The following is a 26293-nucleotide window of genomic DNA, read 5'->3' as shown; positions in this document are numbered from 1 at the left end:
CGGGCTCGTACGGCCGGGGCGGGCCTGGTCAGGCGAGGCCGATCTGGTCGCCCGCGTAGTCCAGCAGCTTCTCGGCCGTCGAGAAGCGGCGCTCGTTCTCGTCGTCCAGCAGCACGCCGACGACCTGGAGCCCGTTGCGCTCGGCGGCGAACAGCAGGCAGTACCCGGCCGCGTCCGTGTAGCCGGTCTTCACGCCCAGCACGTCGTCGGCCCGCGTGAGCAGCTTGTTGGTGTTCCGCCACGTGTGCGCCCGGTGCACCTTGGTCTTGGTCACCTTGTGCGCGGTGCTGCTGACCACGGTCGTGAAGGCGCTGCTCCGCAACGCGAGCTGCGCCAGCCTGGCCTGGTCGACGGCCGTGGAGTAGCCGCCGGCCGGGGTGGGCATGCCGTCCGCGTTCGTGTAGCGGGTGTCGGCGAGGCCGAGGGCGCGGGCCGTGCGGTTCATCTTGGCGATGAAGGCCGTCTTGCCCGGCCCGTAGTGGCGGGCCAGGGCGTTGGCCGCGTCGGCGCCGGAGGGCAGCATGAGCGCGTACAGCAGGTCCCTGGTCGTGAAGCGCTCGCCCTTGCGCAGTCCCGCCGTGGCGGCGCCGCCCTTGGCGGCGTACTTGACGTCGGCTGCGGTGATCGTGATCGTGTCGTTCAGCCGGCCCTCGCTGAGCACGACGTACGCGGTCATGATCTTGACCAGGCTGGCCACCGGCACCCGCTTCGTCTCCCGCTTGCCGAAGTGGATCGTTCCTGCGGAATCGATGACGTACGCCGCCTTGGCCCCCACGGTCGGCTCGTCGGCGGCCATGGCGGGGGAGGAGACCCCCACGACCAAGGCGATCACGACAGAGCCCATCAAACGCCCAATACGCATGCCCATCATGTTGACAGAGCCGGACGCTCCGTTTGCCTGACTGGGCCACGTGCCGCCCTCAGATGGGGGTAAATCATTGATAGATCCGATATGGCGGGGGGCGGCGGCCATGGCAGGAAGATTCATCATCAGCGAGGACGGCCAGGGCGGCTACCGTTTCGCGCTGGTCGCGAACAACGGGCAGACGCTGGCGGTCGGCGAGGGTTTCCCGAACAAGGTGGCATGCGTGAACGGCATCGAGACCGTACGCAGGAACGCCCCTGACGCCCCCATCGACGACCGGAGCGGCCCGGAACCGTCGCCGGCGACGGACTGACCACGGCTTCTCCGCCGGCGGGCGAGAACCGATCAGGAATCGAGAAGCGCCGCTCGCGGAGGCCCGCCTAACCTGCAGATACATCGCCCTTCGGGCCTTCGGGCTCGACGGCGCACACCGGGTCGAACCGACCCCCGACTGCAGGAGCGAACCATGGCTGACTCTTCCACCCAGGGCATCAAGACCGTGCTGCACCCCGTGTCCGACATCGAGGCGGCCAAGGCGGTCTACACCGCCCTCCTCGGCTTCCCGCCCCAGACCGATGAGTCCTACTATGTCGGGTTCGAGGCCGAGGGCCAGCACATCGGGCTGGTCCCGGGTGGCGCGGCACAGGGCATGACCGCGCCGGTGGCGTACTGGCAGGTGGAGGACATCGAGGCGAAGCTGGCCGAGGTGACCGCCGCCGGCGCCACGATCAAGGACAAGCCCCGGGAGGTGGGCGGCGGCCGCGTGGTGGCCACCTTCACCGACCCCGACGGCAACGTCCTCGGTGTGCTTCAGGACCGCTGAGCACCGACGGAGCCCGTGAAAGCGGCCCCGCCTCACAGCCGGGCCCGATAGATGGAGACACGATGAGCACGGATACGACCACGGAAACCCAGCCGTCCGCGCAGCACGTTGCCGACAGCCACGGCTTGATCCGCGTGCACGGCGCGCGCGAGAACAACCTCAAGGACGTCAGCATCGAGATCCCCAAGCGCAGGCTGACCGTGTTCACCGGCGTGTCCGGCTCGGGCAAGAGCTCGCTGGTGTTCAACACGATCGCCGCCGAGTCGCAGCGGATGATCAACGAGACCTACAGCGCCTTCGTGCAGGGTTTCATGCCGACGCTGGCGCGGCCCGAGGTCGACGTGCTCGACGGGCTGACGACCGCGATCATCGTCGACCAGCAGCGGATGGGCGCCGACCCCCGCTCCACGGTCGGCACGGCCACCGACGCCAACGCGATGCTGCGCATCCTGTTCAGCCGGCTCGGGCAGCCGCACATCGGCTCGCCCAACGCGTTCTCCTTCAACGTCCCCACGGTACGGGCCAGCGGCGCGATCACCGTCGAGCGCGGCAACAAGAAGGCCGAACGGGCGACGTACACCCGGCTGGGCGGCATGTGCCCGCGCTGCGAGGGCCGCGGCACGGTCTCCGACATCGACCTCACCCAGCTCTACGACGACTCCAAGTCGATCGCCGAGGGCGCGTTCACCATCCCCGGCTGGAAGTCGGACAGCTGGTGGACGGTGCGGACCTACGCCGCGTCGGGCTTCCTCGACCCGAACAAGCCCATCCGCGACTTCACCAAGCAGGAGATGCAGGACTTCCTGTATCGGGAGCCGACCAAGGTGAAGGTCGAAGGCTCGACCCTCACCTACGAGGGGCTGATCCCGAGGATCCAGAAGTCGTTCCTGTCCAAGGACCGCGAGGGGATGCAGCCGCACATCCGCGAGTTCGTGGACCGGGCGGTCACCTTCACCACCTGCCCCGAGTGCGACGGCACGCGGCTCAGCGAGGCGGCCAGGTCGTCGCGGATCGCCGGGATCAACATCGCCGACGCCTGCGCCATGCAGATCAGCGACCTGGTCGAATGGGTCCGCGGCCTCGACGAGCCGTCGGTGCGGCCGCTGCTCACCGCGCTGCTGCGGACCCTCGAGTCGTTCGTGGAGATCGGGCTGGGTTACCTGTCGCTCGACCGGCCGGCCGGCACGCTGTCGGGCGGCGAGGCCCAGCGCACCAAGATGATCCGCCACCTCGGCTCCTCGCTCACCGACGTCACCTACGTCTTCGACGAGCCCACCGCCGGCCTGCACCCCCACGACATCCAGCGCATGAACAACCTGCTGCTGCGACTGCGGGACAAGGGCAACACGGTGCTCGTCGTCGAGCACAAGCCGGAGGTGATCGCGATCGCCGACCACGTCGTCGACCTCGGCCCCGGCGCAGGCACGGCGGGCGGCACCGTCTGCTTCGAGGGCACGGTCGAGGGCCTGCGGGCCGCCGGCACCATCACCGGACGCCACCTCGACGACCGGGCCAAGCTCAAGCAGGCGGTGCGCAAGCCCACCGGCACGCTGGAGATCCGCGGCGCGACGACGCACAACCTGCAGGACGTGGACGTGGACATCCCGCTCGGGGTGCTCGCCGTCATCACCGGCGTCGCCGGCTCGGGCAAGAGCTCGCTCGTGCACGGGTCCATCCCCAGGGGCGCGGGCGTGGTGTCGGTCGACCAGAGCCCGATCCGCGGCTCCCGGCGGAGCAACCCGGCCACGTACACGGGGCTGCTGGACCCGATCCGCAAGGCCTTCGCCAAGGCCAACGGCGTCAAGCCGGCGCTGTTCAGCGCCAACTCCGAGGGCGCCTGCCCCGGCTGCAACGGCGCCGGCGTCGTCTACACCGACCTCGGGATCATGGCCAGCGTGTCCAGCACCTGCGAGGAGTGCGAGGGCAAGCGGTTCCAGGCCGCGGTGCTGGACTACAAGCTCGGCGGGCGCGACATCAGCGAGGTGCTCGCGATGCCGGTGACCGAGGCCGAGGAGTTCTTCGGCGCGGGCGAGGCGCGTACGCCGGCCGCGCACGCCATCCTCGAACGGCTCGCGAGCGTCGGGCTCGGCTACCTCACCATCGGCCAGCCGCTCACCACGCTGTCGGGCGGCGAGCGGCAGCGGCTCAAGCTGGCCACCCACATGGCCGACAAGGGCGGCGTCTACGTCCTCGACGAGCCGACCAACGGCCTGCACCTCGCGGACGTCGAGCAGCTGCTCGGGCTGCTCGACCGGCTCGTGGACGCCGGCAAGTCGGTCATCGTCATCGAGCACCACCAGGCGGTCATGGCGCACGCCGACTGGATCATCGACCTGGGGCCCGGCGCCGGTCACGACGGCGGCCGGGTCGTCTTCGAAGGCACCCCGGCCGACCTGGTCGCCGCCCGCTCCACCCTCACCGGGGAGCACCTGGCCGACTACGTCGGCGCCTGACCGCCCGCCCTGTGCGTGCCACCGCCCGCCCGCGGTGCGGTTCCTCGGAGCGGGCGGTAGGTGCGGGAACGGGGCCCATGATGGGCACTCGGCGGCGAGGGCAGGGCGGATGCCGCAAGTCTCAGGAGGCCAGGGCCTTGTCGTCGGCGTCGCGCCGCCGCTTCAGCCTGCGCCGGATCACGAGCCAGGCGACGAGCCCGACCACGGCCACGGCCACGACCGCCGCCGTGACGGGCGATCGCCTGGCCAGCTCCAGCCACCCGAACACGGCCGCCGTGCCGCCGAACCACCACAGTGGCGCCCACGTCAGGCAGCCCAGCGCGCTGGCGACGACGTACCAGGGGTAGGACACGCGCAGCGCCCCCGCCACCCAGGGCAGCGTGTGGCGCAGCATCGGCACCCAGAAACAGCCGTAGACGGCCAGCGCGCCCCACCGCTCGACGACCTGCTCGATCTTCTGGATCCGCTCGCGGCCCACCTTGACGCCGATGCGCGAGTCGTACAGCTTCTCGCCGAGCCTGCGCCCGACCCAGTAGTACACCTGGAACGCGCCGAACAGCGCCAGGATCAGAACGGCGCCCACCAGCCAGTACGGCAGCCCCAGCCAGAACGGCTCGGTCGGCGCGGGGACGGCGATCGCCGCATGCCACATGGTCCGGCCCACCACCCCTCCACAAACCTTAGGCCAGCCTTACCTTACCCTCAGGTGCCGGCGGAGGCCACACCAGGCTGCAAGCCTCCCGCAAAAGGTGCAACCGGCCGACAACCAGCGCTCAACCACCCAGCCCCACTCTAGGGGTGAGCCAAAAGGGGTGTTGAAGATGCCGACGAAAAGCGCAGCCGTCCTGACCAGCGGGACCGCCACCGCCGCCAAGCTGTTCGTGGCGGCCCTGGCGTTCACCAGCGCGTACGTCGGCCTGTCCGCCTACAGCAACGCCAGCTCCACACCCGAGCCCGCCACGCAGGTCACCCTGTCGGCCCGCGAGCTGCCCGTCACCGCCCCGGCAGAGGAGCTCGCCACGGCGGGCCGCGTCACCATGAGCGTGCTGGCCGACGGCGGCCCCGGCTGCGCCAAGTCGTACGTCGCCCGCAGCCTCCTGACCAACCCGGACCCGGCCGGAGCCGTCTCCTACCACTGGAGACTGGCCCGCTGGAGCCCGGCGGCCAAGGCGTGGCGCACGTACCTGGCCGACCACGACGGCTTCGCCGCCCCCGAGCGCGCGGTCGAGTGGCGCCCCATGGTCTCGGGGAACCCGGGGTGGTACCGCGTCGAGCTGACGATCGAGGGCACCGAGCCGATCAGGAGCGACCGCTTCCAAGTGAGCTGCTGACCGATCAGGAGCGACCGCTTCCGAGCGAGCTGCTGACCGACTGCCGCGCGGCCTCCACCCAGCGCGGCACGCCCACCCGTTCGGCCACCTCCAGAGCCTTCTCGTAGTGCTCGCGCGCGGCGTCCGGCTGCCCCAGGCGGATGGCCAGGTCGCCGAGCGTCAGCGCCACCGGCCACAGCGCCACCACGCCGGTGCCCGCGCCCGCCACCCGGTCGGCGAACGGCTTGAGCTTGTCGTAGCAGTCGACCATCCGCTCCCGGTCGTCGAGCAGCATCCCGGCCAGCGCCCGCCAGGTCATCGCCAGCTCGTACAGGAAGTCGGGGCGCACCGGCGGCCGGGTCGCGGCCACGGCTCTGGCGTCCTTCTGGTGCCCGGCCGAGGCCAGGGCCAGCGCGTACGCGTCGAGCGTCCACTTGGCGCCCCGCATGTGCGCCTCGGCCAGCGGCTCCACCATGTCGGCCGCCCGGCCGGCCACCAGATGCAGGCAGAACCTGGTGATCAGCGGCAGGTCCTGGCGGCCCTCCAGCATGCCCGCCCGCGCGGTCATCCTGGCCGCCTCCGCGTAGGCCCGCTCGGCGCCCTCGTAGTCGCCGGCGATCATCAGCCGCTGGCCCCGGTACCAGACGACGACCGCGGCGTTGGCCGACAGGTCGTACTGCTTGGCCAGCTGGTCGGCCGCCGCCGCGTGCTCGTCGGCCACGGTGAACTCGCCGCGGGCCGCCGCACACTCCAGCAGCACCAGGTGGGCCAGCGCCTGCGTGGCCATCTGCCCCGAGCGCTGGGCCACCTCCAGCAGCTCCCTGCCGATGCTCTCGCGGGAGTCGACCGCGGGGATGTCGTACGACTGCCGCAGCCGCCCGCTCAGCGCCGCCGCGATCAGCGCCGGATCGCCGCTCTGCCGGGCCAGCTCCAGCGCCTCCAGCGACGCCTGCCGGCCCCGCTCGGGCGAGGAGGAGCCCTCCAGCTCCAGGGCCAGCGTGGTCAGCAGGCTCGCCCGCAGCCGCTGCTCGCCCGCCGGCAGCTCCATGAGCGCCTTCTCGGTGACGTCCACGATCTCCCACGCGGTGCGGGTGAAGTCGCGCGCCATGCCCTTGTGCGGCACCGCCAGCGACGCCGCCACCTTCGCGGTGATCTCCAGGTCGCCCAGCGGCAGCGCGGCGTCCATGGCCTGGCGCCGCAGCAGCCGCGCGGCGTGCATGTCGCCGCACAGCGCCAGGGCCCTGATCTGGCGCAGCATCAGCCGCAGGCGCTCCTTGGCCCGCTCGGGCCGCTGCTCGCCGCTCTGCTCGTCGCTGCGAGAGCGGTCGAAGGCGGCGATGCCCTGCTCCCACAGCGTGGCCGCCTCGCGATGCGCGAAGCGCCGCTCGGCCTGCTCGGCCGCCAGGCCCGCGTAGTGGACCGCCTTGTCGGCGGCGTCGGCCAGGAAGTAGTGGTGCGCCAGCGCCGCCACGTCGGACGGCGTGCGCTGCTCGATGACGGACGCCACGGCGGCGTGCAGCCGGGTGCGGCGCAGCCTGGAGGCGTCGGAGTAGATCGTGTCGCGCACCAGGTCGTGGTCGAAGCGCAGCAGCCCGGGGCCCGGCTCGGTCACCAGCCCGGCCAGCAGCGCCGCCTCGACGGCCTCGATCACCGACTCCTCGTCCACGGCCACCGCGACCAGCACGTCGAGGTCGACGTCGCGGCCGATCACCGCGGCCTGCAGCAGGATCTGCTGCGCCCCGGCGGGCAGCCGCGAGATGCGCCGCCGCAGCACGTCACGCACGCCCGAGGGCACCTGCGAGAGCACCTCGGTGGCGCTGGCCCGGTCGGCCGCGCCCTCGGAGTCGAGCAGCCGCACGGTCTCGCGGACGAAGAACGGGTTGCCGCCGGTGCGCTCGACGATCGACTCGACCGCGTCCTCGTCGATCTCGCGGACGCAGGTGGCCTTGACCAGCTCGGCCACGGCCTTCGGGTCGAGCCCGGACAGCCCCACCCGCACCGGGCCCAGCCTGGCCAGGGCGGCCAGCACGTCGGACTGGCGGTCGTCGAGCTCGCTCTCCCTGCACGTCACCACGAGCAGCACCCGGCTGGTCGCCAGCAGGCTCGGCAGCGCGCGCAGCAGGGCGAGCGTCTGGTCGTCGGCCCAGTGCAGGTCCTCCAGCGTCAGCAGGACGGGGCCGCGCCGGGCCACGCCCGCCAGGTAACCGCCGACCGCGCGGTGCAGCCGGAACCCGCCGGACGCCTCGTCCTCGTCGGGGTCGGGGGCGGCGTCGTCGAGCAGCGGCGCGAGGAGCTGGGCGTACTCGCCCGCGCCCGTCATGTCGATGAGCGTGCGCAGGATCTCCACCCAGGCCCAGCCGGGCGGGGTGGCGCTGGAGTCGGGGCAGGCGCCGGAGGCGGTGGTCCAGCCGTCGGCGGCCAGCCTGCTCTCGAGCTGGCGCAGCAGCGTGGTCTTGCCCGCGCCGGCCACGCCGGTCACGATCGCGACCTGGAACCGGCCGGTGCGCGAGGCGGCCGTGGTCAGCCTGGTCAGCTCGGCGTCGCGGCCGACGAACGGCTCGGGCTCCAGCGGCGGCGGCTCGATCGGCGTGGCGGGGCGCGGCGGCCAGGTGTCGCTGACCGGCGCCGACGGCCGCGGCGCCCGCGCGGGAGCGGGCGCCAGCTCCAGCTCGGGAGCCTGGGCCAGGATGTCGGACTCCAGCTTGCGCAGCGCGGGGCCCGGGTCGATGCCGAGCTCGTCGGCCAGCATGTTCCTGGCGCGGCGCAGCGCGGCCAGCGCGTCGCCCTGCCGACCGCAGCGGTAGAGGCCGAGCGCCAGCAGCCGCCAGCCCTCCTCGCGCAGCGGGTGCTCGGTGGTGAGCGCCTCCAGGTCGGGCACGGTCTCGGCGTGCAGGCCGAGCCGCAGCCCGGTGTCGGCGTGCCGCTCCCTGGACACCAGGCGCAGCTCCGTCAGCCGGTTGACCTCGGCCTCGGCCCACGCCTGGTCGGCGAAGTCGGAGTAGGGGGTGCCGCGCCACAACCCCAGCGCCTTCTCCAGGCGGTCGCGCGCCGACTGCGGGTCGCCCTCTTCCAGGTGCTCGCCGGCCGCCCGGACGAGCTGCTCGAAGCGCAGCGCGTCGACCTGGTCGGGCGCCACGCGCAGCGCGTAGCCGGACGCGACGGTCACCAGCAGCCGGTTGGGCCCGCCGCGCGGGCGGCCCGGCTCGAGCACCCGGCGCAGGCGGGAGATGTAGACCTGCAGGCCCGACTGCGCGCCCTTGGCCGCGTCGTCGTCCCACAGATCGTAAAGAAGCGTGTCAACCGGCACGACCTGACCTCTGGCCACGAGAAGTCGGGCGAGGACGGCCCGCTGCCGCAACCCGCCGAGGTCGAGCTCGTCGTCGTGTTCGTACGCCTCGACTGGCCCCAGAACTCGGAACGCCACCATGTCAGCCGCCACGCTATGCGGGCCTGCGAATCACGCACAAGGCCCGTGGTCGATTAGCACGCGATGGGTTTGGGATTGTCACTGGGTGGCCTTCGAGATCGCGGACGGGGGCTCCGCGCCGGCGTTCCGGCCGTTGCGCCTGCGCAGCAGCGCCCATGCGCCCAGTGCCAGGCCGCCGAACGGGATCTCGATAGTGTAAGTCCAGAAGCCGAAAAGCAGTGCGGTCGCGGTCGCCGGAGCGGCCGGCACGCCGAAGGCGGAGGTCAGCAGGAGCACCACCCCGCCCTCCATGATCCCCGCCCCGCTGGGCGTGATCAGGGCGCTGGTGAGCACCCGCGACAGGGCGAAGACGGCGATCGACTGGGCCAGGCCGGGCCAGGCGCCGGTGGCCTGCATGCAGACCGCCATGATCGCCCACTGGAAGCCGAGGAAGAAGATCATGCCGAGCGACAGCCCCGGCCACCGCCCGCGTACGATGCCCGCGGTGTCGGCGCGCAGGCGGTGGAACGCCTCGGAGGCGTGGATCTTCAGCCGCAGCAGCCGGGTCACCCCGTCGAGGCCCTTGCCGAGCCAGACGGCCGCGCGCTCCCAGTAGAGCGCGACGGCCACGACCACGCAGAGCACGATGATCGAGATCGCGCCCGTCCAGCCCGCGTTGGCCACGGTCGCGTTGGGCGCCTGCCCGGCGATGAGCAGCGCGATGATCCCGACGGCGGGCAGGACGAACCTGAACAACGTGTTCCACACGCCGCTGACCAGCGTCATGACCACGAAGGCCCGGCTGGTGAAGCCCCAGCCCTTGGTCATCGCCCACGACAGCGCCACGCCCACCGCGCCGCCGAACGGCAGCAGGTTGCTGACCGCGCTGCCCGCCGCGTTGAGCGCCAGGCCCTGCAGGTTGTTCAGGCCGGGCAGGGAGTTGGTCAGCACGAACGTGTAGGCCAGCAGGCTCAGCAGCCACAGCGCGGCCATCAGCGCGATCTCGCCCGCGCCGAGCGTGCCGAACACCCGGCCGATCTCGGCCCAGGAGACGGGCTTGCCGGTGAGCGCCTGCACGATCTGGGGGAGGTAGACCACGAGCGCCACGGCCAGGCCGAGCGACAGCACGGACAGGGCGATCTGTAGCCACTTGTTCTTCATCGAAGTCCAGTCTGCCGGGTCACGGCGGGCGGCCTCGTCGTTCTGAAGTACTAGGTGGGCCACCGGTCGAAGGGATGAGTGAGGCGGGCGCCGGGGGGCAGGTCGCGGCGGACGTACCACTCGGTGCCGAAGACGAAGCGGTAGAGGGGGCGGGGGACCTTCAGCATGACAGCGAGCGTGCGGTCGCTGTCGCCGCCGCTGGCCTGGGAGGCGTGCGCGGCCATGGAGGCCCGCTTCTGCCTGGTGTACTTCCGGACGTTGACGCGGTGGGTGATCGCCTCGCCGGGCGAGTACGCGCTCTCGAACGTCCGTACGTCGAACTCCGGCGGGAACTTGTAGAACCGGCCCGCCACCCGCAGCAGCCACAGCAGCGGATCGCGGTTGACCGTCGCCTCCAGGACGATCTCCGTACCCGCGATCTTCGCCGCCCGTTTGCCGACCCGGTGCACCTGGACGTGGTCGGGATGCCCGTAGCCGCCCGCCGGATCGTAGATCGCCAGCAGGTCGGCCTGCTCCTCCTGCAGGATCGCGGCCAGCGCCTTGGCCGCCGCCTCGGTGTCGGCGTCGATGAAGGCGTTGTCGGGCCGCTCCTCGGCGCTGCCGCCCTTGGGGCTGAGCCCCGAGTCGCCGTAGCCGAGGCACTCGACGCGGGCGCAGCCGAGCAGCGCGGCCGACTTGTACAGCTCCTTGAGGCGGGTCTCGCCCAGCGCCTCGCCCGGCTCCATCTCGGCCAGGCCGCGCTCGCCCGCCGTGGCCACCACGAGCACCACCCGGTGCCCCTCGGCCGCGAGCATCGCCATGGTGCCCGCCGTCAGCAGGGCCTCGTCGTCGGGATGGGCATGGAAGAACACAGCGGTACGTGGAGGCACACGCCCAGATTAGTCTGGGAGGGGTGCGGATCTTTCACGTGAGTGACTGTTACCTGCCGCGACTCGGAGGGATCGAGGTCCAGGTCGCCGATCTCGTGCGGATGCAGCGGGAGGCGGGGCACGAGGTGTCGGTGGCCACCGCGACCAGGGGCGAGCCGCTGCCCGGGGTGCACAGGATCGTCGCGAAGATGCCGTTCGACCTGCCCGTGCATCCGTTCGGCGTGGGCCATCTCACACGCCGCATCACCTCGGCGCGTCCCGACGTGGTGCACGTCCACGCGGGGGCGGTCTCGCCGTTCGCGTGGATGGGCGTGCGGGCCGCGTTCCGCGCGGGGGTGCCGTGCGTGGTGACCGTCCACAGCATGTGGGATCCGGTGACGCGGGCGATGTACCGGCTGCTGCGGCTCGTGTACGGCTGGCAGCGGTGGCGGCTGGTGGCCACCACGGTCAGCACCGCCGCGGCGGCTCCCATCAGGGCCGTGGCCGGGCCGCGGGTGCCGGTGCGGGTGGTCTCCAACGGGCTCGACCTCTCGGGCTGGGCGCCGCCTCCCGGCAGCCGGCCCGGCCCCCGCGACGGCGTGCACATCGTGGCCGTGGGCCGGCTGGCGCCGCGCAAGCAGCCGCTGCGCCTGCTGAAGCTGCTCCAGGCGGCCCGCGCGCGCGTGCCCTCCCGGATCCCCATGCGGGCCACGATCGTCGGCGACGGGCCGGCTCGGGGCCAGATGGCGCGCTTCCTCGACAGGCACGGCATGGCCGGCTGGGTCTCCCTGCCGGGGCGGCACACCCGCGAGCAGATCGCGAAGGTGCTGGAGTCGGCCGACGTGTTCGTGGCCCCGGCGCCGCGCGAGTCGTTCGGCATCGCGGCGCTCGAGGCGCGGGCCGCGGGGCTGCCGGTGGTGGCCAGGGCGCAGAGCGGGGTCGCCGACTTCGTCAAGGACGGCACCGAGGGGCTGCTCGGCCGCACGCTCGGCGACCTGGCCCGGGCGGTGGCGCGGCTGTGCACCGACGCGGAGCTGCGCGAGTCGATCGCCGCGCACAACCGCGCGACCCCGCCCGCCGCCGGCTCGTGGCCCACCGTGCTCGAAGGGTTCGAGCGGGCCTACGAGCAGGCGTCCGAGCTGGCACGTGGCCGGCGGGGCTCCGCGGAGACGCGATAGGCCACGCGCGGCCGGCGGACGCGCGGCCGGCACGGCCCTCCGCGAACGCGAACGGCCGCCGCGGAAAGGCGAACGGCCAGCGCGCGAACGCGAACGGCCACCGCGGCGAGCGTCGTGCTCGCACGCGGTGGCCGGAAGCCTGTGGCGGGGAGGAGATGGCGCGCCCCCCGGGCTGCGCCACGACCTCGCACGTGGCGTCCCCCATGTGCGCCACGATCTCGGCGGCGGCGCCCCCCCATGTGCGCCACCACCCCGGCGGTGGCACCCCCACGTGCGCCACGACCGTCTCGCCCGCCACGACGCGGCCGCCCGCTCCGACCTGCCCCCCACAGGCGGTCGCGCGACGGCCGCGAGCCGATCAGCCGCAGGCCGCGACGGCCTTGGCCTGGATCTCGGGGAGCTTGCCCATCGCCTCGGTGGCGCCGGACGGGTCGTCGACCTTGATGCTCGAGAAGACGGTCGCCATGTCGTTCACGGCGCCCGCGAGATCCCCGTCGTACTTGCTCGCGAGGGTCTTGAGCTTGTCGGCGGTCTCCTGGCTCGCCTTCTCGATGGCCTTCGGGTCGGTGGCGGCGCTGCTCAGCGAGCTGCTGTACTCATTGGTGATCTTGGTGATCTCCTGGCTGACCTGCGTGCAGTCAACAGCCTGGCCGATCGCACCACAGGCGGTGGTGAGAGCGGCAAGAGTCAGCGTCGCGACCGCAACGGCGAGGCGACGACGAGGGGGAGTCATGTTCCGTGCCCTTCGTAGGTTTAGCGAACGAAGGGAACATTATGGGCCCTGACTTGATCGCCGCTTGCACCCCACTAACACCAGGAGTGTCAGGCGGGTGTAAAGCCGTGCAGCAGGACCTGCACGATCTCCTCCGGATCCGGCAGTGGAAGATCCAGGAGCCCCCGGTAGGCGACGAGGCCGGTGAACAGGTCGGTCAGCATCCACAGGTCCGCGTTCGGCGGCAGCTCGCCGCGCTCGATCGCGCGCTCGTACACGACCCACGACCGCTCCATCCGGGTGCGCATCGAGGTGCGGATGAGCTCGGCCACCGCCGGGTCGCGGCCCGCCTCGCCGTACACCTGCTTGGCCATGCGGGCGACGCCGGGCTGGTGCCACAGGGCGAGCGTGTCGGCGACCACCACGCGCAGGTCGCCTTCCAGCGAGCCGGTGTCGGGGATGGCGACGTGCGCGTTCATCAGGCCGGTGAGGGTTTCGAGCAGCATGTCGCGCTTGGAGGCGTAGCGGCGGAACACGCTCGCCCTGCCCACGCCTGCCGCCGCGGCGACGTCGTCCATGGTGAAGTCGAGGCCGTGGGAGAGCACCAGTCCGGCCGCGGCCTGCCTGATGCGGTGGTCGACCGTGGGGTCGGGCTTGCGGCCGCGCGCAGACATTGTGATACTCCTAGTATCTGATATTTAGAGTCTCAGTATAGGGAGACGTAATGAGGGTAATCGTCGTCGGCGCGGGCGTCGCGGGGCTCGCCCTGGCGCGCGGCCTGCTCAACGCGGGACACGAGGCCGAGGTGTACGAGGAGGCCCCCGAGCTGCGCACCGCCGGCGGCTCCGTATCGCTCTGGCCCGGCAGCACGGCCATCCTGGAGGAGCTGAAGGCCGACTACACCGGCGTCGGCCGGCGGCTGGAGACCCTGGAGTCGTGGGCCTCCGACGGGCGGCGGCTGCTCACCGTCGACCTCACCGTGCCCGAGCGCCGCTACGGCCACCCCGTCGTGCACGTGGCCCGGCGTGAGCTGGTCGAGCTGCTCGCCGACGGCGTGCCGGTGACGTACGGCGCGCGGGCCGAGCACGTGGTGCCCGAGCGGGCCGAGGTGCGGCTGTCGGACGGCCGCACGGTACGCGGCGACGTGCTGGTGGGCGCCGACGGCCGCCGATCGGTGGTGCGCGAGGCCCTGATGGGCGGCGACCGGGCGAAACTGAGCGGCTGGGTCACCTGGCAGGGGTTCACCACCAGGCCGACCGCGCTGACGGAGGACCACCGGGCGGTGATGATCGCGGGCAGGCAGGGGCTGTGCGGGCTGATCCCGGCGGGGCGGGGGCGGCTGCTGTGGTGGTTCGACGTCAGGTCGGCTCCCGGCAAGCCCTTCTGGGCCGACGACCCGCACGTGGTGGAGCGGCTGCGGGAGCGGTTCCGCGGCTGGGTGGACCCGGTGCCCGGCATCCTCGACACGATGGCCGACGTCGAGTTCTTCCCGCACCACAAGCAGCCGATCCCCGACGTGTGGGGCAGGGGCCCCACCACGCTGGCCGGCGACTCCGCGCACACCATGCCGCCCACCATGGCCCAGGGCGCCAACCAGGCGCTGGAGGACGCCTGGCTGCTCGCCCGGTCGCTCGGTGACCTGCGCGCCTACGAGCGGGCCAGGTCGAAGGTGGTGCGCAGGCCCGCCAGGATGGCGGGCACGGAGCTCACCGACAGGCAGGGGCCGATCGTGCGGCTGATCCCCGACGGGGTCGCGACGAAGGTGTACGCCTCCATGCTGCGCGGCTACAGCAACTACCTCTTGACAGCCCCCTGAGGCCGCCTGACGATGTCGCATATAGGGCAACTCGGTGCGTAATACGCAACAAGGGGTGTCGGTTGACCACCACGTCGAGCTTGATCTCCACGCTTCCCGGCCGTGCCTACACCGACCCCGAGATCTTCGCCGAGGAGCAGGCCAGGATCTTCGAGAGCCTCTGGTTCTGCGCCGTGAGATCCGGTGACCTGCCGGGCCCGGGCGCGTTCAGGACGGTCCAGGTCGGCCGCGAGAGCGTGATCGTGGTGCGCGGGCGCGACGGCCTGCTGCGCGCGTTCCTCAACGTCTGCCGCCACCGCGGCGCCCGCCTGTGCCCGGAGGAGGCGGGGGAGGTCAGGCGGACGATCAGGTGCGCCTACCACGCCTGGTCCTACGACCTCGACGGCCGGCTGGCCGCCGCGCCCAACCTGGCCAGGATGCCCGACATCGACCGCGTCGCGTACGGGCTGGTGCCCGTGCACCTGCGCGAGTGGCTCGGGTACGCGTGGGTGTGCCTGGCCGCCGAGCCGCCCTCGTTCGAGCAGAGCGTGACGTACGCGGCCACCGAGCGCCTCGGCGACCCCGCCGCCATCGAGCACTACCACGTGGATCGGCTCGCGCTCGGCCGCCGCATCGTCTACGACGTCAGGGCCAACTGGAAGCTCCTGGTCGAGAACTTCATGGAGTGCTACCACTGCGCCACCATCCACCCGGAGCTGACCGCGGTGCTCCCCGAGTTCGCCGGCGGTTACGCGGCGCAGTACTACGTCGGGCACGGCGCCGAGTTCGCCGAGCGGGCCGAGGGGTTCACGGTGGACGGCAGCCCCGGGTTCGGCAGGCTGCCCGGCGTGTCGGAGGACCAGGACCGCCGCTACTACGCGATCACCGTCAAGCCCCAGGTGTTCGTGAACCTGGTGCCCGACCACGTGATCCTGCACCGGATGTTCCCCATGGCCGCGGACCGCACCGTGGTGGAGTGCGACTGGCTCTACCATCCCGACGTCGTGGACTCCGGGGCCGACCTGACGCTGTCGGTGGAGCTGTTCCACCGCGTCAACGAGCAGGACTTCGACGCCTGCGAGCGGACCCAGCCCGGCATGTCGTCACGGGCGTACCGGGAGGGCGGGGTGCTCGTGCCGAGCGAGCACCACATCGCCCTGTTCCATCAGTGGGTGAACCAGCGCCTGCGCGGATAGCGCACGGTGAGGCCGCCGTACTTGGCCCGGCCGGTGATCACCACGCAGAGCACGCCGGGACGGGGCCTGCCCGGCACCTTGGACGTCGGGTGGCCCCAGTCGCTCTGGAAGGCGTCCACGTTCGCCACCGCGCCCTCGGGCAGGATGATCTTGGCGGATCCGTACGTGAGGTCCAGCTCGATGTCGACGACCTGGTGGGGGACGACCGCCTCGGTGAAGTCCAGCTCGACGCTGCCGTACTTGGAGGCGACCCGCAGCCGGCGCGGGACGGCCCAGTCGCCCGAGCGCTTGACGTTACCGTTCTTGGACGCCAGCTCCACCACGTCATCGACCTGCGGCTGCGTGCTCGGCAGGTCGGTGATCAGGCCGAGCAGGTCGCCGTAGGTCTTCGCGGACAGCGCCGCCCCCAGCCGGTCCTCGAGCTCCGGCTGGGTCAGCCGGCCCTCCGCGAACGCCTGCTGGAGCTGCTGCGCGGTGCGCTCCCGGTCCTCGTCGGAGACCCGCATCTGCAATTCCGACATGTCCCGAGCATAGGCGCGGCGGGGTCAGAACGGGAGGCGTCGCCCGGAGGGGGTGCGGAGGTCGAGGGGGAAGGGACGGCGTTCGGGACGGGGGCGGCGGATGAGCTGGACTCTCTTCACATCTCAATAGGTACCCAACGGATTGCCGTGAACTCATCAACGTTAGGTAGCGTGGTTCTGATGTGGTCGGAACCGTTCGTGCATCCGGCGCTCTTCTATCGGGGCGCCGGTGAGTACGTCGCTGCCACCACGACCTTCATCCGCGAAGGGCTGGCGGCCGGAGAGCCCGTCGCCGTGGCCGTTCCGCCGTGGAACCTCGCGCTGATCGAGGCGGAGCTCGGCGCGCAGGCCGGCGACGTGCTCCTGCTCGACATGACGCAGGCCGGCCGCAATCCCGGGCGGATCATCCCCGGCGTGCTGCGGGCCTTCGCCGACCGGCATCCCGACCACCACGTGCGGATCATCGGCGAGCCGATCTGGCCGGGGCGCACCGAGACGGAGTATCCGGCCTGCGCCCAGCACGAGGCACTGATCAACCTGTCGTTCACGGGGCGGAGGGTGACGATCCTGTGCCCGTACGACCTCGTGGGGCTGAGCGGCGAGGTCATCCGCGAGGCGGCGCGCACCCACCCCGTGCTGCGCGACACGGCGGGGGAGCGGGCCAGCGCCGACTACGCGCCCGAGCTGGTCGTCGACGGGCACAACCAGCCGCTTGTCGAGCCCGAGAAGGCCGCCTGGCTGAGCTTCGACCACACCAACCTGTCGGCGGTGCGGGGGCTGGCCGCCCGGGAGGCCGCCGCGCTGGGCTTCCAGGGCGACCGGCTCGACGACATCCGGCTCGCGGTGGCCGAGCTCGGCGCCAACAGCCTCGACCACGGCGGCGGCTCCGGCGTGCTGCGGGTGTGGGTCGAGGACGACCGGCTGGTGTGCGAGGTCAGCGACGCGGGGCACATCACCGACCCGCTGGTGGGCCGCAGGCCGGTCGATCCGCGTGACGCGGGCTCGCGCGGCCTGCTCATCGTCAACCTCCTCAGCGATCTCGTACGCGTGCACACCCGCGCGGGCGCGACCGCCGTACGCGCCTACTTCGACCTGCCCTAGCGCTCGACCTCCTGCATGCTGGGGTAACGGGTGCCGCGCACGGCGTCCGCGGGCACGGCGGCGGCCAGCGCGTCGAGCTGCTCGGGCGTGAGGGTGAGGTCCGCCGCGGCGGCGTTCTCCTCCAGGTACTTCAGCCGCTTGGTGCCGGGGATCGGCACGATGTCCTCGCCCTGGGCGAGCAGCCAGGCCAGGGAGAGCTGGGCGGCCGTCACCCCGGCCGCGTCCGCGATCTTCTTGACCCCGGCCGCCAGCGCCCGGTTGTGCTCGGCGTTCTCGCCGGTGTTGCGCGGCAGGTAGCGGCGGAAGTCGTCGGCGGGCAGCTCGTCGGCGCTGGGCAGCGCGGCCGACAGCAGGCCGCGGCTGATCGGCGAGTACGCCACCAGCCCGACCCCCAGCTCCCTGGCCGCCGGCAGGATCTCCGCCTCCAGGCCCCTGGTGAACAGCGAGTACTCGCTCTGCAGGGCCGCGATCGGGTGCACGGCGCCGGCCTTGCGCAGGGTGTCGGCGCTCACCTCCGACAGGCCGAGATGCCGCACCTTGCCCTGCCGTACCAGCTCGGCCATGGCCCCGACCGACTCCTCGACGGGGACGTCGGGGTTGCGGCGGTGCATGTAGTACAGGTCGATGTGGTCGACGCCGAGGCGCCGGAGCGAGGCGTCGCACGCGGCCCTGATGTACTCCGGGCTGTTCTCGATCGTGCGGGTGGCGCCGTCGCGCTTGATGCCGAACTTGGTGGCCAGCACGACCTCGTCGCGCCGGTCCCTGATGGCGCGGCCGACCAGTTCCTCGTTGGCGCCGCTGCCGTACATGTCGGCGGTGTCCAGAAAATTCATGCCAAGGTCGAGGGCGCGGTGGATGACCGCGATCGACTCCTTCTCGTCGCCCTGGCCGTAGAACTCGGACATGCCCATGCAGCCGAGCCCGAGCGCGGAGACCTGGAGGCCTTCCCTGCCGAGAGTGCGCTTGTTCATGCCAGTTGCCCCCTGCGATAGTTGTCGATCTTGTAGTCCAGAACCTTCAGGTCCTGGCTGAGCTGGGCGATCCTGGCGCTGACGCGCTCGCGGTGCAGTTCCAGCATCTCCCTGCGCTCGTCGGCGGTGTGCTGCCCCATCCGGCGCAGCTCCGCGTACCGGCACATGTCGGCGATCGGCATGCCGGTCGTGCGCAGTTTGGTGAGGAACTCCAGCCACTGGAGGTCCTCCTCCGCGTAGTCGCGATGGCCGCTGCTGTTGCGGCCCACGGAGTGGATCAGGCCGATGCGCTCGTAGTAGCGCAGCGTGTGAGCGCTCAGGCCGGACCGCTGCGCGGCCTCCTGGATCGTCATGTGTCCAGGTTGGACCTTAGAGCGCACTCCAAGTCAAATCGGCGTCGGGGCAACCGCCGCCACCCTGAGGGGGCTGTCCCTACCCGGGGTCGCGTAAGGGCAGGTCATCGGCCCCGGCCAGGGGTTGACCGGACCAAGGTATTAAGGGGTACTTCAGGGCCGGTTCGGGCCGATCTCCGATGGTCGTCAAGTCCGCGTTCCACGAGCTTGGAGGCATGAAGGGTTTGCTTGTCAGTGGTTGCGCGGCCATCGGCGCCGGGAGCGGCGCGATGCTCAGCCTGCACGCCGGATCCGACCTCGATCCGTTCCACAGCGTGATCAGCGAGTACGTGTGGCAGTCGGCCGGATGGTTGCTGCCCGCCTCGCTGACGTTGTTCGCCGCGGGCGCCGCGCTGATCGCCGAGGCGGTGCGGCGGGCCGGCATGAGCCGCTGGATCGTCGCGCTGCTGCTGGCATGGGGGGCGAGCATGTTCCTGATCGGGGCCTTCCCGACCGACAGGCCCGGCGTGCCGCTGTCGATGTCGGGTGGCATCCACCGCTACGCCGCCTTCGCCGCCTTCCTGGTGATGCCGGTGGCCGGCTTGCTGCTGGCCAGGGCGAGGATCCGGTACGCCGGGGCGATGCGGGTGCTCAGCGGGGTGGCCCTGGGCGCGCTGGTGCTGGTCGTGATCCCGTACGTGGTGCGCATGTTCGGCATCCCGCTGAGCAACGAGGACATCCCGGCGGGGCTGACCCAGCGGTTCGTGGTCGTGACGGAGCTCGCCGTGCTGGCGCTGGCCGGGTTGTCGCTGCTCAAGCCGTCGGCCCGGCCCGCGGTGTCGGCGGTCATGGCGTGAGGTCCCACCAGGCTTGAACTGCGCCTGCCTGGAAAGAGGAAGGTTCCCGACCTCTTTCCAGGAGTGGCTGAGATGACGATTTTGATCGCGTACGACGGATCTGATGACTCCAAGGCCGCCATCGCCTTCGCGGGCGAGCTGTTCCGCGGCGAGCAGGCGGTCGTGCTGACGGTGTGGGAGCGGCTGGCGATGACCTCGGCCAGGGCGTCGGCCGGGCTCATGGTGGCGCTCGACCAGTCCGGGGTCGAGGACGAGGCCATCGGCCAGGCGATGAGCGAGCTGGCCAGGCACGGGGCCGAGCTGGCCCGCCAGGCCGGGCTGGACGCGACGCCGCGGTGCGACGCGGACTCCGTGGCCGTCTGGTCGACCATCGTGGACGTGGCCGACGAGCTCGACGCCCAGCTCATCGTGACCGGCACCAGGGGGCTGGGCGGGGTGCGGTCGCTGCTGCTGGGCAGCACGTCGGACCGGGTGCTGCACCACGCGCACCGGCCGGTGCTGGTGGTCCCCGGCCCGAACGGCAAGGGCGGCTGACCCGGCTCGACAGTCAGGGGACAGCTCGCCTCAAGGCGTTCACCCGGGCGTTGATGCGGGATGCCGGTGGGGTGCGGCAGAGTGGGTGCCTCCTGCGAGCGCGAGGGGAGGCCGGCGTTGCCGGAGGAGCTGGCAAGGCGGCTGGGCACCACCGACGCGGTCGTCGTGGGGCTGAGCGCGATGATCGGCGCGGGCGTGTTCGCCGCCTTCGCCCCGGCCGCCGCGGCGGCCGGCCACTGGCTGCTGGCCTCGCTGGCGCTGGCCGCCGTCGTCGCCTACTGCAACGCCACCTCCTCGGCCCGGCTGGCCGCCCTCTATCCCGAGTCGGGCGGCACCTACGTCTACGGCCGGCGCCGGCTCGGCCCTCTGTGGGGCTACCTGGCGGGCTGGGGTTTCACGGTCGGCAAGACCGCCTCGTGCGCGGCCATGGCGCTCACGTTCGGCTCCTACGCCCTGCCCGGCCTCGAACGGCCGCTCGCGATCGCCGCGGTGGCCGTGCTGACCCTGCTCAACCTGTTCGGCGTGCAGCGCTCGGCGGGTGCGGCGCGGATCATCGTGGCGTTCGTGCTGGCCGTGCTGGTCATCGTGATCCTGGCCGGGCTGGCAGGTGACGGCTCGGCCGGCTTCGGCTGGTCCGCCCACCCGCCCGGGACCGAGGTGTCCCTGCGCTTCGACGGGTGGGGGGTGATGCAGGGGGCGGGGCTGCTGTTCTTCGCGTTCGCCGGATACGCCAGGATCGCCACCCTCGGCGAGGAGGTACGCGATCCCGCCCGCACCATCCCCAGGGCCGTCGGGATCGCGCTGGGCATCACGCTGGCCGTCTACGCGCTGGTCGCCGTGGCCGCGCTGCGTACGCTGCGGCCCGAGCTGCTGGCCACGTCCGACGCGCCGCTGGCCGACCTGGTCAGGCGGGCGGGGTTCGGGTGGCTGGCGCCGGTGGTGGGCGCGGGGGCGGCGGTGGCGGCGCTGGGCGCGCTGCTGGCGCTGCTGCTGGGTGTCTCGCGTACGGTGCTGGCCATGGCGCGCGAGCGCGATCTGCCCGGCGCCCTGGCCGCCGTCGACCCGGTGCGGCAGGTGCCGAGGCGGGCGGAGCTGGCGGTCGGCGGCGCGGTGATCGTGCTGCTGCTCGTGGCCGACCTGCGGGAGGCGATCGGGTTCTCCTCGTTCGGCGTGCTCGTCTACTACGCCGTCGCCAACGCCTGCGCCCTCACGCTCCGCCGCGACGAGGGCGCGCCGCCCCGCGCCGTTCCGGTGCTGGGGCTGGCGCTGTGCCTGGGGCTGGCGGCCACGCTGCCGATGACGTCGGTGGTGGCGGGCCTGGCGGTGTTCGCGGCCGGGCTGGCGATCCACGCGGTACGACGCGGACGCGCCGGCCGGTGATCCCCGCGGCGTGCCTGTTGACGGAGATCCCGGGAGAGCCTAGGTTTGCGGCCACACCGACCGGCTGGTATGGAGGCGTGCATGCCCACCGTCGAAACCCTGCGCGGCCCCGTGGACGTCGACGAGCTCGGGCAGACGCTGATGCACGAGCACGTGTTCGTGGTGGCCACCGAGCACCTGGACAACTACGGCAGGGGCGCCTGGTGGGACGAGGAGCTCCGGGTGGCGGACGCGGTCACCAAGCTCAACGCGGTGGCCGCGAAGGGCGTGCGCACGATCGCGGACCCGACGGTGTGGGGGCTGGGCCGCTACATCCCGCGCGTCCAGCGGATCGCCGAGCAGGTGCCCGGCCTGCACATCATCGCCGCCACCGGCATCTACTCCTACGAGGAGCTGCCCCACCAGTACGAGCACCGCGGCCCCGGCCTGTTCGTCGACGGCCCCGACCCGATGATCGACGACTTCGTCCGCGACCTCACCGTGGGCATCGCCGACACCGGGGTCAAGGCGGCCTTCCTCAAGTGCGTGGTCGAGGCCAAGGGGCTCACGCCCGGCGTCGAGCGCATCTGCCGGGCCGTCGCGCAGGCCCACGTACGCACCGGCGCGCCGATCACCGTCCACACGAACTCGTTCACGCGCAGCGGCCTGATCACGCTCGACCTGTTCGCCAAGGAGGGCGTGAGCCTGGAGAAGGTCGTCGTCGGGCACGCGGGTGACAGCAACGACCTCGACTACCTCATGCGGCTGGCCGACACGGGCGCGATCCTGGGCATGGACCGGTTCGGTCTGGACGTCTTCAACCCGACGCCGCAGCGCGTGGCCACGATCGCGGCCCTGTGCCGGCGAGGGTACGCCGACCGTATGGTCCTCAGCCACGACGCCGCCTGCTTCATGGACTACTTCGGCGGCGCCTGGGACGAGGCCCTCCAGACGCTGGCGCCGAACTGGCGCTACGATCACATTCACGACGATGTCTTGGCCGCCCTGCTGGACGCGGGTGTGACCGATGACCAGATTGAGCAGATGCTGGTGTTCAACCCGAAGCGCTACTTCTCGTAAAGTGGGTGGATCGGGAGAGCGACGCGGGTAGGTGGAGCTGGGTGACTTCGGAGCAGGCCTTGTCGATCAGCCTCGGACTCCAGGGACCCTGCGTCATCGCGCGGTTGACGGGGGATTTCGACTTCGGGTCCGCGGCGGAGGTGCGCGACCGCGTCACCAAGGCGCTCGATCTCACGCAGCCCCCGATGCTCGTCATCGACATGCAGGCCGTCAGCGTGTGCGACTCCTCGGGTCTTTCCGTGCTGGTCTACCTGCACAAGGCGGTCACGGCCTCGGGCGGGCGGCTGCTGCTGTCGGGCCTGAACGGCCGGTGCAAGCACCTGTTCGCGATCACCGCGCTGGACAAGTTCTTCGATATCCGCAGTACGGCGGAGCTGGCCATCGCCGAGCTCAACGAAGTGGGGAATTCGCCGCCGTTTACCGGGTAGTGCTCGTGCATGTCGGCCGAAGAGCCCGATCTGCTCGGTACGTACCTCGAGCAGATCGGAAAGACCCCCTTGCTCTCCGCCGCGGACGAAGTGGAGCTCGCCCGGCGGATCGAGGCAGGCCTGTACGCGGGCCATCTGATCGAGCGTGGTGAGGGCACGCCAGAACTCGAACTCGTCGCGCTCGATGGCAAGCGCGCCAAGGACCTGCTGATCAGGTCCAACCTCCGGCTCGTGGTGTCCGCCGCCAGGCGGTACTCCTACCGGGGGCTGCCGCTGCTCGACATCATCCAGGAGGGCAACCTCGGGCTGATCAGGGCGGTGGAGAAGTTCGACTACACGCGGGGATACAAGTTCTCCACGTATGGGATGTGGTGGATCCGCCAGGCCATCGAGCGCGGCATCCACGACAAGAGCCGTACCGTGCGGCTGCCGATCCACGTCGCGGAGGAGCTGTCGCGGCTGATCAGGGTGGAGCGGCAGCTCGCCACCGAGCTGGGCCGCGAGCCGACCGACGTGGAGCTGGCCGAGGTGGCCGAGCGCTCGCCCGGCCAGGTCGCGGCGTTACGCAGGCTCGGCCAGGACATGGTCAGCCTCGACATTCCCGTCGGGGAGCACGGCGAGGGCCGGATCGGCGACATGATCGCCGACGAGGACGGGCTGCAGGTGCAGGAGCTGACCGAGCTGCGCGCGCTCAGCGCGGAGCTGCGCCAGGTGGTCACGACCCTGCCGCCGCGGGAGGCGTTCGTGATCAGGCTCAGGTACGGGCTGACCGGAGAGGAGGTCCACACCTACACGGAGATCGCGCAGTGTCTCGGCCTCACGAGGGAGCGCATCAGGCAACTGGAGAAGCAGGCGTTGAGACGGCTCAGGCAAGGGGGGCCGTTGCTGGCGTGGGCGTCCTGACCCGGCCAGGTTGCGGGCGGATAAGCCCGATATAAAGGGATAACCGTTTCGTATCGGATCATGCCCGGCAAACGCGAGGAAGCGGGCTGCCTGGTAGTAGTCGGACACGTACGTGTCGCTGCCGACAGGGGGGAGCGACTGTCTCGACTATGGGGGCGAAATGTTCAAAAGCCTTGCCGCCACGGCGTTAGTGGCGCTCGCCGCGACCACGCTGCCGGCCGCACCCGCCGAAGCCGCCACTACCGGCGCGCAGCTCATCCGCACCAAGTCCTACTGGGGCAAGTGCGAGGACACCTGCCGCGTCAAGGTGCGGATCACCAACATCTCCCGCAAGAACCTCTTCAACGTCAAGCTCAACGTCAACCTGAAGGTGAACGGCCGCAAGGTCGGCTCGTGCTACAGCAACGTGGGCCGCATCGCGGCGCGCAAGGTGCGCTACACGGGCTGCACCGTGCGCACCGCGCGGTTGTCCGAGGCGTGGAACGACTACATCGACGGGTACGGCAACTTCCGCACCTACGCCAGCACGTACGTGTCGTACAGGTACTACCGCTGACGACGGCGGAAGGGGCCGGGACACCCGGCCCCTCCGGGGCTCACGCGGTGACGAGGAGTGCCACTCCGATCAGCACCACGACCGGGACGAGCCACATCACGACCTCGCCGGCGAACTCCTTGTACATCGCGCAGGTCTCCTTCGCATCAGGGGGCGGGGCAAACGTCAATGCGCAGCATAGCCGTCCCCGCCCGCTGCTCGGTCCCTGGCCTCACGCCGTCACGGCCCCGTCGGAGGCGGAGCCGACGGTCGCCACGTACTTGGTCAGCACCCCGCGCTCGACCGCCCGCTCGGGCCGCACCCACGCGGCCCGCCGCTCGGCCAGCTCCGCCTCGGGCACCAGCAGGTCGAGGGTGCCGGCGGCGCTGTCGATGACCACCGTGTCGCCGTCGCGCACCAGCGCGATCGGCCCGCCGTGGTACGCCTCCGGCGCCACGTGCCCGATCACCAGCCCGTGCGAAACCCCGCTGAAGCGGCCGTCGGTGACCAGCGCCACGGAGGTGCCCAGGCCCCGGCCGACCAGCGGGCCGGTGATGGAGAGCATCTCGCGCATGCCGGGGCCGCCCGCCGGGCCCTCGTACCGGACCACGATGACGTCCCCGGCCACGATCCGGCCCTCCTGGATGGCGACGTAGCAGTCACTCTCCGAGTCGAACACCTTCGCCGGTCCCTCGTGGCGGAAGTCGTCCTTGCCGCCCAGCTTGAGCACGCACCCGTCAGGCGCCAGCGAGCCGCGCAGGATGGCCAGCGCGCCACGCGGCTTGAACGGCTGCTCGGCGCTCGCCACCACCTGCTGCCCCGGCGTCTCCCGCGCGTCCGCGGCCACGTCGGCCAGCGAGCGGCCGTCCACCAGCGTGACGCTCTCGCGCAGCAGCCCCGCCTCCAGCAGGCGGCGCACCACCAGCGAGGTGCCGCCGGCCCGCCACAGGTCCAGCGCGGTGGCGTCGCCGCCGCTCGGCTTGAGCCCGGTGATGATCGGGACCTGGCGGCAGACCTCGCCGATCCGGTCGATCTCCAGCGGCAGCCCGGCCTCGCGCGCGATGGCCAGCAGGTGCAGCACGGCGTTCGTGGAGCCGCCCATGGCCGCCACCGACACGATCGCGTTGTGCAGGGCGTCCTCGGTGAGCACGCGCGAGGGGCGGGCGTCGCGGGCCAGCGCCTGCATGGCGAGCTCGCCGACCCGGCGGGCCGCGGCACCCTTCTCCTGGGCCACCGCGGGGATGTCGCCGATGCCGAACGGGGCCAGGCCCAGGAACTCGGCGACCGTGCCCATGGTGTTGGCGGTGTACTGCGCGGCGCAGGTGCCGGCGCCCGGGCAGGCGTGCCGGGCCAGGTCGTCGAGGTCCGCCTGGTCCATCCGGCCCACCGCGCGCTCGCCGAGCGCCTCCCACATGTCCTGGATGGTCACGTCACGGCCGCGCCAGCGGCCCGGCATCATGCTGCCGCTGTAAAGGACCACCGACGGCACGTCGAGGCGGGCCAGCGCCATGATCGCCGCCGGCACGGTCTTGTCGCAGCCGACGATCGCCACCAGCGCGTCGAACTGGTGGGCCAGGCCCATCAGCTCGATCGAGTCGGCGATGACCTCCCGGCTGATCAGCGAGGCCCGCATGCCGGGCGTGTGCATGGTGAGGTTGTCGGAGACCGCGATGGTGTTGAACTCCATCGGCAGCCCGCCGGCCGCGCGCACCCCCTCGGCCACCTCGGCGGCGAGCTCGCGGTGGGTCAGGTTGCACGGCATGGTGCCGGTCCAGGTGGAGGCGATGCCGACCACGGGGCGGCGCATCTCCTCCTCCGACATGCCCATGGCGTACAGGTGGGAGCGGGCCGGTGCGCGGTCGGGATCGTCGGCGATGCTCAACAGGATTCCTCCGATGTACAGGTTGCGGCACCTCAATGATCCA

Annotated in this window: 27 protein-coding genes; 15 read left to right on the top strand and 12 right to left on the bottom strand. The window is 71.7% G+C overall.

The window, feature by feature from the left end; translation table 11 throughout:
• Nucleotides 1-28 precede the first annotated feature (28 nt).
• Nucleotides 29-844 (bottom strand): D-alanyl-D-alanine carboxypeptidase family protein, encoded by an 816-nt coding sequence (locus ACBJ32_RS26955; protein WP_375129075.1) that lies wholly within the window; start codon nt 842-844, stop codon nt 29-31.
• A gap of 127 nt (nt 845-971) precedes the next feature.
• Here ACBJ32_RS26955 and ACBJ32_RS26950 point away from each other — a divergent pair, with 127 nt between their 5' ends.
• The 3 genes from ACBJ32_RS26950 to ACBJ32_RS26940 all read left to right on the top strand — a co-directional run bounded on the left by ACBJ32_RS26950 (nt 972) and on the right by ACBJ32_RS26940 (nt 4141).
• A complete protein-coding gene (locus tag ACBJ32_RS26950) occupies nt 972-1178 on the top strand; it encodes a DUF1508 domain-containing protein (protein ID WP_357872890.1) in 207 nt (68 codons plus the stop codon).
• A 153-nt stretch (nt 1179-1331) separates the two neighbouring features.
• A complete protein-coding gene (locus ACBJ32_RS26945; RefSeq protein WP_357872893.1) occupies nt 1332-1688 on the top strand; it encodes a VOC family protein in 357 nt (118 codons plus the stop codon).
• 62 nt (nt 1689-1750) lie between these two features.
• A complete protein-coding gene (locus tag ACBJ32_RS26940; protein WP_375129074.1) occupies nt 1751-4141 on the top strand; it encodes an ATP-binding cassette domain-containing protein in 2391 nt (796 codons plus the stop codon).
• A 121-nt stretch (nt 4142-4262) separates the two neighbouring features.
• Here ACBJ32_RS26940 and ACBJ32_RS26935 read toward each other — a convergent pair whose 3' ends face one another.
• On the bottom strand, nt 4263-4805 hold the full coding sequence (locus ACBJ32_RS26935) for a DedA family protein (RefSeq protein WP_375129073.1): 543 nt from the start codon (nt 4803-4805) through the stop codon (nt 4263-4265).
• A gap of 157 nt (nt 4806-4962) precedes the next feature.
• Between ACBJ32_RS26935 and ACBJ32_RS26930 the strand changes: the two genes are divergently transcribed.
• Nucleotides 4963-5472, top strand: coding sequence for a hypothetical protein (locus ACBJ32_RS26930; protein WP_375129072.1), 510 nt, complete (start codon nt 4963-4965; stop codon nt 5470-5472).
• A 4-nt stretch (nt 5473-5476) separates the two neighbouring features.
• On the opposite strand, the gene ACBJ32_RS26925 is transcribed toward ACBJ32_RS26930, so the two are convergent.
• From ACBJ32_RS26925 to ACBJ32_RS26915, 3 genes are all read right to left on the bottom strand, one after another.
• Entirely contained in the window at nt 5477-8878 is a 3402-nt protein-coding gene (locus ACBJ32_RS26925) for a BTAD domain-containing putative transcriptional regulator (protein WP_375129071.1), read from the bottom strand.
• A 78-nt stretch (nt 8879-8956) separates the two neighbouring features.
• A complete protein-coding gene (locus ACBJ32_RS26920) occupies nt 8957-10018 on the bottom strand; it encodes a lysylphosphatidylglycerol synthase domain-containing protein (RefSeq protein WP_375129070.1) in 1062 nt (353 codons plus the stop codon).
• A 50-nt stretch (nt 10019-10068) separates the two neighbouring features.
• The gene (locus ACBJ32_RS26915; protein ID WP_357872910.1) at nt 10069-10887 is read right to left on the bottom strand and encodes a PIG-L family deacetylase; all 819 of its coding nucleotides are present in this window, start codon (nt 10885-10887) and stop codon (nt 10069-10071) included.
• A gap of 38 nt (nt 10888-10925) precedes the next feature.
• On the opposite strand from ACBJ32_RS26915, the gene ACBJ32_RS26910 reads away from it, so the two are divergent.
• On the top strand, nt 10926-12044 hold the full coding sequence (locus tag ACBJ32_RS26910; protein ID WP_375129069.1) for a glycosyltransferase: 1119 nt from the start codon (nt 10926-10928) through the stop codon (nt 12042-12044).
• A 358-nt stretch (nt 12045-12402) separates the two neighbouring features.
• On the opposite strand, the gene ACBJ32_RS26905 is transcribed toward ACBJ32_RS26910, so the two are convergent.
• Both ACBJ32_RS26905 and ACBJ32_RS26900 read right to left on the bottom strand, forming a co-directional pair.
• Entirely contained in the window at nt 12403-12777 is a 375-nt protein-coding gene (locus ACBJ32_RS26905) for a hypothetical protein (RefSeq protein WP_375129068.1), read from the bottom strand.
• Nucleotides 12778-12866: 89 nt separating this feature from the next.
• Nucleotides 12867-13430 (bottom strand): TetR-like C-terminal domain-containing protein, encoded by a 564-nt coding sequence (locus ACBJ32_RS26900; RefSeq protein WP_357872919.1) that lies wholly within the window; start codon nt 13428-13430, stop codon nt 12867-12869.
• A 50-nt stretch (nt 13431-13480) separates the two neighbouring features.
• On the opposite strand from ACBJ32_RS26900, the gene ACBJ32_RS26895 reads away from it, so the two are divergent.
• A complete protein-coding gene (locus tag ACBJ32_RS26895) occupies nt 13481-14572 on the top strand; it encodes an FAD-dependent oxidoreductase (protein WP_375129067.1) in 1092 nt (363 codons plus the stop codon).
• 62 nt (nt 14573-14634) lie between these two features.
• Nucleotides 14635-15747 (top strand): SRPBCC family protein, encoded by a 1113-nt coding sequence (locus ACBJ32_RS26890; RefSeq protein ID WP_375129066.1) that lies wholly within the window; start codon nt 14635-14637, stop codon nt 15745-15747.
• Here ACBJ32_RS26890 and ACBJ32_RS26885 read toward each other — a convergent pair.
• Nucleotides 15717-16268 (bottom strand): DUF1707 domain-containing protein, encoded by a 552-nt coding sequence (locus ACBJ32_RS26885; RefSeq protein WP_375129065.1) that lies wholly within the window; start codon nt 16266-16268, stop codon nt 15717-15719. The genes ACBJ32_RS26890 and ACBJ32_RS26885 overlap by 31 nt on opposite strands.
• Before the next feature lie 180 nt (nt 16269-16448).
• Between ACBJ32_RS26885 and ACBJ32_RS26880 the strand changes: the two genes are divergently transcribed.
• Nucleotides 16449-17369, top strand: a complete 921-nt coding sequence (locus ACBJ32_RS26880; protein ID WP_375129064.1) for an anti-sigma factor RsbA family regulatory protein — start codon at nt 16449-16451, stop codon at nt 17367-17369.
• On the opposite strand, the gene ACBJ32_RS26875 is transcribed toward ACBJ32_RS26880, so the two are convergent.
• Nucleotides 17366-18340 carry an aldo/keto reductase gene (locus tag ACBJ32_RS26875; protein WP_375129063.1) on the bottom strand — a complete coding sequence of 325 codons (975 nt, stop codon included), beginning with the start codon at nt 18338-18340 and terminating at the stop codon, nt 17366-17368. The genes ACBJ32_RS26880 and ACBJ32_RS26875 overlap by 4 nt on opposite strands.
• A complete protein-coding gene (locus tag ACBJ32_RS26870; protein ID WP_375129062.1) occupies nt 18337-18693 on the bottom strand; it encodes a MerR family transcriptional regulator in 357 nt (118 codons plus the stop codon). Before ACBJ32_RS26870 ends, ACBJ32_RS26875 begins: the two co-directional genes overlap by 4 nt.
• Before the next feature lie 215 nt (nt 18694-18908).
• Here ACBJ32_RS26870 and ACBJ32_RS26865 point away from each other — a divergent pair, with 215 nt between their 5' ends.
• The 7 genes from ACBJ32_RS26865 (at nt 18909) to ACBJ32_RS26835 (ending at nt 24389) form a co-directional block, all read left to right on the top strand.
• On the top strand, nt 18909-19529 hold the full coding sequence (locus tag ACBJ32_RS26865) for a DUF998 domain-containing protein (protein ID WP_375129061.1): 621 nt from the start codon (nt 18909-18911) through the stop codon (nt 19527-19529).
• A gap of 72 nt (nt 19530-19601) precedes the next feature.
• Nucleotides 19602-20063 (top strand): universal stress protein, encoded by a 462-nt coding sequence (locus ACBJ32_RS26860; protein ID WP_375129060.1) that lies wholly within the window; start codon nt 19602-19604, stop codon nt 20061-20063.
• Between the two features lie 117 nt (nt 20064-20180).
• Complete coding sequence (locus ACBJ32_RS26855; RefSeq protein ID WP_375129059.1) at nt 20181-21443, top strand: APC family permease; 1263 nt, start codon at nt 20181-20183, stop codon at nt 21441-21443.
• An 81-nt stretch (nt 21444-21524) separates the two neighbouring features.
• Entirely contained in the window at nt 21525-22502 is a 978-nt protein-coding gene (locus ACBJ32_RS26850) for a phosphotriesterase (RefSeq protein WP_375129058.1), read from the top strand.
• Between the two features lie 41 nt (nt 22503-22543).
• Nucleotides 22544-22930, top strand: coding sequence for an STAS domain-containing protein (locus ACBJ32_RS26845; protein ID WP_357872951.1), 387 nt, complete (start codon nt 22544-22546; stop codon nt 22928-22930).
• Between the two features lie 9 nt (nt 22931-22939).
• Nucleotides 22940-23833 carry an RNA polymerase sigma factor RpoD/SigA gene (locus ACBJ32_RS26840; RefSeq protein WP_375129057.1) on the top strand — a complete coding sequence of 298 codons (894 nt, stop codon included), beginning with the start codon at nt 22940-22942 and terminating at the stop codon, nt 23831-23833.
• A 160-nt stretch (nt 23834-23993) separates the two neighbouring features.
• The gene (locus tag ACBJ32_RS26835; RefSeq protein ID WP_375129056.1) at nt 23994-24389 is read left to right on the top strand and encodes a hypothetical protein; all 396 of its coding nucleotides are present in this window, start codon (nt 23994-23996) and stop codon (nt 24387-24389) included.
• Nucleotides 24390-24429: 40 nt separating this feature from the next.
• Here ACBJ32_RS26835 and ACBJ32_RS26830 read toward each other — a convergent pair whose 3' ends face one another.
• Nucleotides 24430-24558, bottom strand: coding sequence for a hypothetical protein (locus ACBJ32_RS26830; RefSeq protein WP_281402447.1), 129 nt, complete (start codon nt 24556-24558; stop codon nt 24430-24432).
• A 42-nt stretch (nt 24559-24600) separates the two neighbouring features.
• Nucleotides 24601-26250 (bottom strand): dihydroxy-acid dehydratase, encoded by a 1650-nt coding sequence (ilvD, locus tag ACBJ32_RS26825; protein WP_375129055.1) that lies wholly within the window; start codon nt 26248-26250, stop codon nt 24601-24603.
• Between the last annotated feature and the right edge of the window lie 43 nt (nt 26251-26293).

Source organism: Nonomuraea sp. GTA35 (assembly GCF_041950525.1).
Taxonomy (GTDB): Bacteria; Actinomycetota; Actinomycetes; order Streptosporangiales; family Streptosporangiaceae; genus Nonomuraea.
The sequence above is the reverse complement of the archived record's forward strand: the minus strand, read 5'-3'. Positions and strand labels throughout refer to the sequence as shown.

Coding starts and splice junctions, on each gene's coding strand:
- ACBJ32_RS26885 (WP_375129065.1), bottom strand. CDS start 16,268: ATGTCGGAATTGCAGATGCGGGTCTCCGACGAGGACCGGGAGCGCACC.
- ACBJ32_RS26895 (WP_375129067.1), top strand. CDS start 13,481: ATGAGGGTAATCGTCGTCGGCGCGGGCGTCGCGGGGCTCGCCCTGGCG.
- ACBJ32_RS26940 (WP_375129074.1), top strand. CDS start 1,751: ATGAGCACGGATACGACCACGGAAACCCAGCCGTCCGCGCAGCACGTT.
- ACBJ32_RS26850 (WP_375129058.1), top strand. CDS start 21,525: ATGCCCACCGTCGAAACCCTGCGCGGCCCCGTGGACGTCGACGAGCTC.
- ACBJ32_RS26900 (WP_357872919.1), bottom strand. CDS start 13,430: ATGTCTGCGCGCGGCCGCAAGCCCGACCCCACGGTCGACCACCGCATC.
- ACBJ32_RS26880 (WP_375129064.1), top strand. CDS start 16,449: ATGTGGTCGGAACCGTTCGTGCATCCGGCGCTCTTCTATCGGGGCGCC.
- ACBJ32_RS26835 (WP_375129056.1), top strand. CDS start 23,994: ATGTTCAAAAGCCTTGCCGCCACGGCGTTAGTGGCGCTCGCCGCGACC.
- ACBJ32_RS26840 (WP_375129057.1), top strand. CDS start 22,940: ATGTCGGCCGAAGAGCCCGATCTGCTCGGTACGTACCTCGAGCAGATC.
- ACBJ32_RS26945 (WP_357872893.1), top strand. CDS start 1,332: ATGGCTGACTCTTCCACCCAGGGCATCAAGACCGTGCTGCACCCCGTG.
- ACBJ32_RS26950 (WP_357872890.1), top strand. CDS start 972: ATGGCAGGAAGATTCATCATCAGCGAGGACGGCCAGGGCGGCTACCGT.
- ACBJ32_RS26875 (WP_375129063.1), bottom strand. CDS start 18,340: ATGAACAAGCGCACTCTCGGCAGGGAAGGCCTCCAGGTCTCCGCGCTC.
- ACBJ32_RS26860 (WP_375129060.1), top strand. CDS start 19,602: ATGACGATTTTGATCGCGTACGACGGATCTGATGACTCCAAGGCCGCC.
- ACBJ32_RS26920 (WP_375129070.1), bottom strand. CDS start 10,018: ATGAAGAACAAGTGGCTACAGATCGCCCTGTCCGTGCTGTCGCTCGGC.
- ACBJ32_RS26865 (WP_375129061.1), top strand. CDS start 18,909: ATGAAGGGTTTGCTTGTCAGTGGTTGCGCGGCCATCGGCGCCGGGAGC.
- ACBJ32_RS26930 (WP_375129072.1), top strand. CDS start 4,963: ATGCCGACGAAAAGCGCAGCCGTCCTGACCAGCGGGACCGCCACCGCC.
- ACBJ32_RS26870 (WP_375129062.1), bottom strand. CDS start 18,693: ATGACGATCCAGGAGGCCGCGCAGCGGTCCGGCCTGAGCGCTCACACG.
- ACBJ32_RS26905 (WP_375129068.1), bottom strand. CDS start 12,777: ATGACTCCCCCTCGTCGTCGCCTCGCCGTTGCGGTCGCGACGCTGACT.
- ACBJ32_RS26955 (WP_375129075.1), bottom strand. CDS start 844: ATGGGCTCTGTCGTGATCGCCTTGGTCGTGGGGGTCTCCTCCCCCGCC.
- ACBJ32_RS26925 (WP_375129071.1), bottom strand. CDS start 8,878: ATGGTGGCGTTCCGAGTTCTGGGGCCAGTCGAGGCGTACGAACACGAC.